The sequence below is a fragment of the Mesorhizobium sp. M7A.F.Ca.AU.002.02.1.1 genome (assembly GCF_003998535.1).
Lineage (GTDB): Bacteria > Pseudomonadota > Alphaproteobacteria > Rhizobiales > Rhizobiaceae > Mesorhizobium > Mesorhizobium ciceri.
This window is the reverse complement of the sequence record NZ_RZPB01000204.1, coordinates 1-8,556: the sequence shown is the minus strand read 5'-3', so window position 1 is coordinate 8,556 and position 8,556 is coordinate 1. Positions and strand designations below refer to the sequence as shown.

At 65.0% G+C, this 8,556-nt stretch carries 8 protein-coding genes; 4 read left to right on the top strand and 4 right to left on the bottom strand.

Translation table 11 applies throughout. The features are described from left to right. The 4 genes from EN879_RS14850 to EN879_RS14835 form a co-directional block, all read right to left on the bottom strand. Positions 1 to 885, bottom strand: an 885-nt coding sequence (locus tag EN879_RS14850) for a glycosyltransferase family A protein (RefSeq protein WP_164774413.1), incomplete at its 3' end; no start/stop codon positions are given. Continuing rightward, a complete protein-coding gene (locus tag EN879_RS14845; RefSeq protein WP_024501681.1) occupies positions 882 to 2,051 on the bottom strand; it encodes an acyltransferase in 1,170 nt (389 codons plus the stop codon). The genes EN879_RS14845 and EN879_RS14850, both read right to left, overlap by 4 nt. Positions 2,052 to 2,622: 571 nt before the next feature. Beyond that, positions 2,623 to 3,864: an ATP-binding protein gene (locus EN879_RS14840; RefSeq protein WP_063168603.1), complete on the bottom strand. Its 1,242-nt coding sequence runs from the start codon at positions 3,862 to 3,864 to the stop codon at positions 2,623 to 2,625. Further along, positions 3,861 to 4,589, bottom strand: a complete 729-nt coding sequence (locus EN879_RS14835) for a response regulator (protein ID WP_013530679.1) — start codon at positions 4,587 to 4,589, stop codon at positions 3,861 to 3,863. Before EN879_RS14835 ends, EN879_RS14840 begins: the two co-directional genes overlap by 4 nt. Before the next feature lie 239 nt (positions 4,590 to 4,828). On the opposite strand from EN879_RS14835, the gene EN879_RS14830 reads away from it, so the two are divergent. The 4 genes from EN879_RS14830 to EN879_RS14815 form a co-directional block, all read left to right on the top strand. Beyond that, positions 4,829 to 5,509: a hypothetical protein gene (locus tag EN879_RS14830; protein ID WP_063168602.1), complete on the top strand. Its 681-nt coding sequence runs from the start codon at positions 4,829 to 4,831 to the stop codon at positions 5,507 to 5,509. Positions 5,510 to 5,670: 161 nt separating this feature from the next. Beyond that, positions 5,671 to 5,877, top strand: coding sequence for a hypothetical protein (locus EN879_RS14825; protein ID WP_013530681.1), 207 nt, complete (start codon positions 5,671 to 5,673; stop codon positions 5,875 to 5,877). A gap of 245 nt (positions 5,878 to 6,122) precedes the next feature. Continuing rightward, positions 6,123 to 7,394: an efflux RND transporter periplasmic adaptor subunit gene (locus EN879_RS14820; protein ID WP_063168601.1), complete on the top strand. Its 1,272-nt coding sequence runs from the start codon at positions 6,123 to 6,125 to the stop codon at positions 7,392 to 7,394. A 3-nt stretch (positions 7,395 to 7,397) separates the two neighbouring features. Beyond that, positions 7,398 to 8,556: efflux RND transporter permease subunit (locus EN879_RS14815; RefSeq protein ID WP_206520953.1), on the top strand; the 1,159-nt coding region annotated here is incomplete at its 3' end.

Below are 8,556 nucleotides of genomic sequence, written 5' to 3'. Positions count from 1 at the left end.
GAGCTGGTAGAGGAAATAGAATAGGTTCAGCGCGCCGGCCTCGAAGCTCGGCCGCGTCGCCGCCGGCAGCGAGGAAATCTCCTCCTCCAGCGCGACGATGAAGTCGGCCGCACGGGCGACGGTGCCGTGGCTGACCGCATCGCCAATGTCGCGCAGGTCCCGCGTGGCCTGCGCCAGGTCCTCCCGCTCGAGGTTCTCGGCCACGATCCGCAAATGCGTCCTGCGCATCTCCTTGACGTGCCGGCTCGTCACGCTTGCCTCATGGACGCGGTAGACGACCAGGTTTTCGGGCATCATGGCTGCCGGGTAACGGCCGGCCAGCCGCCTGAAAAGATCGAAGTCCTCGGCATGCCGGTAGGCCTGGTCATAGTGCAGGACGCTGTCGTCGATGACCTTCCTGTTGTAGACGACCGTCGGGTGCATGAAGATCGTGAAGAACATCGCCAATACAGGGATGCGGCCGAACTGGAACACCGGATCGGGCCTGCCCCTGGCGATGCGGCCGCGGATCAACATGTCGACGCCGGCGCCGCAGAAGCCCAGTTCGGGCCGCCGCTCGAACAGCGCCACCTGGCGCGACAAACGCCAGGGATAGGCGACGTCGTCGGCATCCATCCGCGCGACCAGTTCGCCCCGGGCGATCGCCAGCCCTTCGTTGAGCGTCGCGACAAGGCCACGGTTTTCGCGCGAGATGATCGAAATGCGGCTGTCGGCCTTTTGGCATCGCTCGAGTATCTCGAGCGAATTATCGGTCGAACCGTCATCGATCGCGATGATCTCCAGGCGACTGTGATCCTGCCGCAGGATGCTTCCCAGCGCGGTGGCGAGATAGGGACCGGCATTGTAGACCGGCAACAGGACGGAGACGAGCGGTGCGGCGATCATCGTCTTGCATCCGTGCGCTGGAGTTCGAGCGCCGGTGTGCGGCCATCGGGCGATCCGCCAGCCGCCGTCGCGAGCCAGCCGCCATGGCTGCCCTGTGCGGAGCGGGTGCGCGCGACATAGGGGAAGTGGCGCTTCAGGCTGTTGAGCGGCCTCTCGAAAACCACCCAGGAAATCGAGGCCGCGACAATCGTGGCGGCGCTCGCAACCAGGAAACGCCCTGGCCCTTGCTCCGAGACGTTGAGCGGAATCCAGGGTTGCGCCTTGACGGCGAGCGACAGCAATATCGGATGATAGAGATAGACGCCGTAGCTGATGCGGCCGAGGCCAAGCAGCGGCGGCAGTTCGGCAAGCTTTCCCAAAGTGCCGCCAAGGCCGCGCGAACAGGCTGCGACGATGACCATCAGCGGCACCAGCGGCAGGACTTGCCGCACCAGCCAATGGGTCCATTCGAGCATCGGATCGGCGGGCGCAGGCACAAACCACTCGATGACAAGGAATGCGGCCGCGAAGGCAGGCCAGCTGAGCCGCATCCAGTGCGGCAGGGCCGCGCCCCTGGATCGCCAGCAGGCAAGCAGCGCGCCCGTCGCCAGCGCATCCATGGATGCCGGCGGCAGCAGGTCGCGCGCCAGCGTCGTGTTGGCGGTGAGCGGCCAATAAAAGCGATAGGCCAGCGACAGTGCGATGACGCCGATGCAGATCTGTTCGAAGCGGCGGCGCGGGGCCAACAGGACGACCAGCGGCCAGGCAAGATAGAACTGCTCCTCGATGCTCAGGCTCCAGAAATGGCACAGCACCCAAGGGTTCCAGTCATTGCGCAGCGCATACCAGAAATTCGACAGGTAAAGCGCATGCCAGACCAGCGATCCCCTGGATTGGTCCAGGTCGACCAGCCAGACGAAACCCAGGACGGCGAAATAGGGTGGAAATATCCGCAAGCCTCGCCTGATATAGAAGGATCGCAGCGCGGGACCGGTCTCGAATTCGGCGGCCGAACGCGCTTCCAGGAGCAGGCGCGTGATCAGGAAGCCGCTCAGCACGAAGAACAGCCGCACGCCGATATGGCCCCAGAATGAAGATCCTCCAGCGGCGAAGAAATGGGAATACAACACCATCGTCACGGCGATGGCTCTCAACGCATCCAGTTGGATGTCGCGGGCGCTTCCCATCAGCGGCATCCGCCAGCGTGATGGCCGCGACCAAGCCGCCAGCCGGCCGTTTCGAGCGGCAGGCCAAGGCGGGCGAGACCCGCCAGAGCGCAGGCATCGTCAAACCTACGCTCGAAATCGACGGACGGGTAGCTCAAGCTGGTCAACCTGGCGGGATCCTCCACGGCGCATATCCAGTCGCAAACGAGTCCCCCAGGAGATCGTTCGGCTACGGCATTGTGCGGCGCAACACAAAAAATCTACCCAGCTGAAATACTTATGTGAGCAAGTGCTAAAAAATTGAGAAAACCGAGCGTTTCTCGTCAATTCTGGCGATTTTTCTCAGAACTTAAACGCTGTGGTTTAAATTTTGCCGATGTTCCCGCCTCGGTTGATTTGCGAGCTCGTGGCTTAAGAGCCTAGTTCTTTGTTAGACCACAGGAAATTCCGTAATCTATATTTTGTCTATATGGATCCGGCCCTGGCTCCGTGAAGAAATGATTTGGAACCATTAGCTTTGCGCGGTGCAGCATCGTCTCTGTTTTTCGTCGTTGCCACGCGCAACGCCCATTACTCGGCTGACCGCCAACCCTCACACCGCGTCGAACACCACCGTCTGCTCCAGCCCGCCGCCCCGGCGGTTTTCCAGTGTTACCGTGCCTCCGTAGCGCTCGATGATTTCCTTGGCGATGGCGAGGCCAAGACCAGCTCCGGGGATCGATTGCAGGCGGCCGGGGTCGACGCGGAAAAAGGGCTCGAACGCCTTGTTCAGGAGTTCCGGGGGGATGCCCGGCCCATGGTCCGATATGGTCAGCACGGCGCGATTGTCGGTCGCGGCCAGGTCGATGCGGCACGCCTTGCCATGGGTGGCGGCGTTGACGATCAGGTTGCGCAAGGCGCGGCGCAGGCCGAGCGCGCCGGCGCGCACGCAAACCTTTTCCAGGTGCCCGATCGAGACGGCATGGCCGAGCGACACCATCTCGGCTTCGATATCGCGCACCGTCTTTGCCAGGTCCACCGCTTCGACGGCGTCCTGGTTGACCTCTTCGCGCACCAGGCGGATGGCGCTGTCGGCGATGCGATCGAGTTCGTCGAGGTCGTGAAGCCATTTGTCGCGTTCGTCGTCCAGGAATTCGGCGCGCAGCCGCATGCGCGTCATCGGCGTGCGCAGATCATGGCCGGCAGCCGCGACCAGCCGCATGCGGCTTTCCATGGCGGTCCGCAGCCGCGACGAGAGCTGGTTCAGCGCATGCGCGGTGGCCTTGACCTCGGCCGAACCCACTTCCGGCACCGCCGCCAGCACGCCGTCCGATCCGATCTTGGAGACGGCGGCCTCCAGCATTTCGAGCGGTCGGATCAGCACCGAGGTGAAATAGACCGATACCGCCGTGGCGCCGGCGACGATCAGCGAGATCCAGCCGGCCAGAACCAGCCATTCTCGCCGCGGCGGCTTGAGGTGCGGCACCTCAATGATCGCCCATCGGCTGTCGGGCAGGTGCATCGATGCGATCTGGCCGGGTTCGTCCGGCTTCTCGTTGACGACCGCGGGAAAGTCGAGGCCACGGCGGTGCAGGATGTCGTTGAGCATCGCCGTTTCCGCACGAGCCACCTTGCCGCCCGCTGGATGGTCGGCGAATTGAACCCGCAGGACGTCGGGGATCGGCCCCGGCAAGAGCCGCACCACCATTTCCATCTGTTGGGCAATCCACGGCACGGTCAGTTCCGGCGGCGGTCCGCCGCCGCGCACGCTGATGACGGCGGCCGTCGCCAGGCCGACGACGCCGACGATCGAGGCGACCAACAGCAGGATGAGACGGCGGCGCAGCGAATTCACGCGTGGCTCTCCACGGTCTCGACACGCGCCGTGAGCTGGTAGCCGCCATTGCGCACGGTCTTGAACAGCGGCCCGTCGCCGGTGTCGGAAAATTTGCGGCGCAGCCGGCTCACCAGCACATCGACCGAGCGTTCCAGCGGATCGCGTTCGCGGCCCTGCGTCAGGTCGAGAAGCTGGTCGCGCGACAAAAGCCGGCCGGGACGGTCGAGAAACACCTGCAAAAGATCGAACTCGGCGCCGGTGAGGTCGACGGCCACGCCTCGCGCATCCGTCACCTTGCGGGTCTCCGGTTCCAGCCTATAGCTGGCAAAGCGGTAGATGCGCGCGCGCGGCGGCGCGGGCGCCTCCTCGGGCGTCGAGCGCCTGAGCACCGCGCGGATGCGGGCAATGAGCTCACGCGGGTTGAACGGCTTGCCGAGATAGTCGTCGGCGCCGAGTTCCAGGCCGATGATGCGGTCGACATCTTCCTTCAGCGCGGTCAGCAGGATGATCGGGGTGTGCGGCTTGCGGTCGCGCAAACCGCGGCAGATATCGAGCCCCGAGCCGTCCGGCAGCATCACGTCGAGCACGATCAGGTCGAATTGGCCGGAGCCAAGCCGTTGCTCGCATTCGCGCCGGTCCGCCGCCGCCGTGACGCGAAAGCCCTGGCTGTCGAGGTAACGCTGGAGAAGCGTCCTGATCTCGCGGTCGTCGTCGACGACGAGGATATGGGGTTGTGACTGCATGACCGTGCCGTTGCCGATGAATATTGGGACCCGTGATTGCAGGGGCTTGCCGCGATTATAGGAGAGCCGCGCCCGAGCGGCGTGGAAAATTGCAACCGAACGTTTCCGGCGGGCCATGGGAAACATTCGGAAACAAATTGCCCTTTTGCGGAAACCTTCGGCAACACGCCGACGCGAAGCGGACAAAGACGCTTCCTATCCTCTGAACCGTCCGAAGCATGAGAGAAAGGAACATCTTTATGCCAAGCAGACTTCTTGCGCTCGGCCTGTTTTCCGTCGCCGCAATTCACCCCGCGCTGGCGGCGCAGCCCGACCCCGGCGCCGGACCCGGTGAGCCGCCCCCTGTCATGGCCATGCAGGATGGGGCAGGCCACGGCCGGAATGGACCCGGCCCGCATGGACCGATGCGACCTGGTTCGCAGGGTTTCGGCCCGCAAGGCTTTGGCCCCCGCCGCATGGGTCCGCCGCCGGAATTCATGCTGGCCGCCCGGCTCGCCGCGCTGGAGACCCGCGTCGGCATCCGCACCGAACAGCTCGACGCCTGGCGCGACTACACCAGCGCGCTGCAGGCGGTGCTTTCGCAGCCTCGGCCTGACCGCGGGCGGCCCGTTGGTGCTGAAGCGAAGGACCCCGACGCAGCAGGCCCGGGCGGCAAGCCCGATCCCTTCGCCTTCCAGGAAAAGCTGGCCGACGACGTTACCGCCCGCGCGGTTTCGGCCGGCAGACTGAAGGAGGCGATCTCTGAACTGCGCGCCAAGCTGACGCCCGAACAACTCGAACTCCTCGCTTCGGCGGAACGTGCCCATGGATCACCCCCCGGTCCCTGGGGCGGTCCGCCGAACGATGCAGCCGGCCCCAGAGGCCTGCCCAACGATGGCAGGCAGCTCCCGCCCCAGCCCGGGAACGACGAGCAACTCTGACCGACTGCACCGGCCGGCCCGGTACCCAACCCGTTCTCGGGTCGGCCGGTTCTCCGGGGATGGCGGGCGTATCTCCGCCATCCTCGTTTCAATCACGCCCAGTTCGAATCGCGCCAATTCGGAACCATGCCCAATTCGAACCCTGCAATGGAAGCACGACAATGTGGGAAGCCATGATCATGCTGCGGCTGCTCGCGTCCGCCAGCCCGAGGCTCTCGTTCGGTCCTGTCGGGCGAGGCATGCCGCTGGCCCCGCCGGCCGACACGCTGAAGGGCGCGATCCGCCTGAGTTTCGCCGGCTGGCGGTTGTCGCTCCCGCTGTCGCAGCCGCTCGACAACCATGGGCATGATGACCGCAAGATCGCGTGAATTCCGGCAAGGCGCTTGGCATGTCCTCGCTGATCGGCATAATGATGTTGGTGGGCATCGCGGCCGGCTACTCGACCTTCGAGCAGCTCCGGCCGCCGAGAAGGAGCGCGACATGAGCCGCTTCGAAGCATTGCTCGTCGCCGCCCGCAGACCGGCGCGGCCCACCATCAAGATATCGGCCGGCATGCCTCGACCAAGCGGTCGATTGCCCGCGCCCGCAACTCCAGCGAAAGATCATTCAGTCCATGTCTATCCAGCCTAGCCCGTCTTTGCAGCCGGCACGCCGTCTGGCGCCCTGGACCGCGATGTTCGCATCCGCCTTTCTGCTGGCGGCCTGCTCGCAGGAGAGCAGCGCCCCCGCAGGCATGGGCGCGCCCGGCAAACCGGAAGTCGGCGTCGTCACCCTGCATCCGCAATCGGTGGCGATCACCGCCGAACTGTCGGGACGCACGGCGGCCTCGCTGGTTGCCGAAGTGCGCCCGCAGGTGAACGGCATTATCCAGCAGCGCCTGTTCAAGGAGGGCAGCGAGGTGGCGGCTGGACAGCCGCTCTACCTCATCGATCCGGCGAGCTACAAGGCGTCCTACGATAGCGCGGTCGCCGCACAGCAGAAGGCGGAAGCGGCGGTGCCTACGGCGCAGGCCAAGTTCGACCGTTATGCCGGCCTGTTGAAGCAGAACGTTGTTTCCAAACAGGATTATGACGATGCCGCCGCCACGCTGGCGCAGGCGCAAGCCGATGTCGCCTCGGCCAAGGCCAGTGCCGAGACGGCGCGCATCAGCCTCGACCGGACCTCCATCACGGCACCGATCGCCGGGCGCATCGACAAGTCCACGCTGACGCCGGGCGCGCTGGTGACCGCGAACCAGGACACGGTGCTGACCACCATCCGTGCCCTCGATCCGATCAATGTCGACGTCACGCAGTCGAGCACCAACCTGCTCAATCTGCGCCAGGCGATCTCGGAAGGGCGGCTGAAGTTCAGCGGGCCCAATGTCAGCGTGAAGCTGAAGCTCGAGAACGGCACCATCTACACGCAGACCGGCAAGCTGGAATTCGCCGGCGCCAATGTCGACCAGACCACCGGCACCTTTGCGCTCAGGGCCGAGTTCCCCAATCCCGACCGCCTGCTTCTGCCCGGCATGTATGTGCGGGCACTGGTCGAGGAGGGCGTTGCCCAGAACAGTTTCCTGGTGCCGCAGCGTGCCGTCAGCCGCAACACCAAGGGCGAGGCCACCGCCATGGTCATCAATGCGCAGGGCAAGGTCGAGACGCGCGTGCTCGCCGTGCGCAACAGCGTCGGCAACAACTGGCTGGTGGATTCGGGTGTCGGCGACGGCGACCGCGTCATCGTCGAGGGCATGCAACTGGTGCGCCCCGGCGGCGATGCGACGGGTGTCGAAGTGACGATCGACGAGACGACCGGCGAGGTCAAGGACCGCGGGCAGAGCACGTCCGCCGCACCGGCCGCGTCCAATGCGGCGAAACCGGCGCCTGCCGCCGCGACCGGGAACTGAGCGATGTCACTATTCTTCATCAACCGGCCGATCTTCGCCTGGGTGATCGCCATCGTGATCATGCTGGGCGGCCTCCTGGCGCTCACCTCGCTGCCGATCTCGCAATATCCGCAGATTGCGCCGACGACAGTCAACATCAGCGCCACCTATCCGGGCGCCGACGCGCAGACGGTCGAGAACTCGGTGACCAAGGTCATCGAGCAAGGCATGACCGGTATCGACAATCTCGACTACATGACGGCGACGTCGACCTCGACCGGTTCGGCCTCGATCACGCTGACCTTCACCACAGCGGCCGATCCCGATACCGCCCAGGTGCAGACGCAAAACAAGCTGCAGCTGGTGCAGTCGCAGCTGCCGCAGGTGGTGCAGAGCAACGGCATCACCGTCTCCAAATCCTCGACCGGCTTCCTGATGGTCATCGGCTTCGTCTCGACCGACGCCAAGATGAACTCGACCGATCTCGCCGACTATGTCGACGCCACCGTCAACGACACGCTGAAGCGCGTCGAAGGCGTCGGCTCGACGCAGCTGTTCGGCTCCGGCTATGCCATGCGCATCTGGCTCGATCCGGACCAGCTCGCCAAATATGCCCTGATGCCGAGCGATGTGGCGACCGCCATCGAGGCACAGAACACGCAGGTTTCGGCCGGCCAGCTCGGCGGCCTGCCGGCGCGCAAGGGCCAGCAGCTCAATGCCACGGTGACGGCCAAGAGCCGGCTGCAGACCGCCGAACAGTTCCGCAACGTCATCCTGAAGAGCCAGACCGATGGCTCTCTGGTCCGCCTCAACGATGTCGCCACCGTCGAGCTCGGCGCCGAAAGCTATACGACGCAGGCCAATTACAATGGCAAGCCGGCGGCCGGCGTCGCCGTCAATTTGGCGACCGGCGCCAACGCCATCAACACCGCCGAAGCGGTGCGTTCGACGATCGCCCGGCTGAGCTCGACCTTCCCGCAAGGGGTCGAGGTCGTCTATCCCTACGACACCTCGCCTTTCGTGCGGCTGTCGATCGAGGAGGTGGTCAAGACGCTGGCCGAAGCAATCGTGCTGGTGTTCCTGGTGATGTTCATCTTCCTGCAGAATTTGCGCGCCACCATCATCCCGACGATCGCCGTGCCGGTGGTGCTGCTCGGCACGTTCGGCGTGCTGTCGCTGTTAG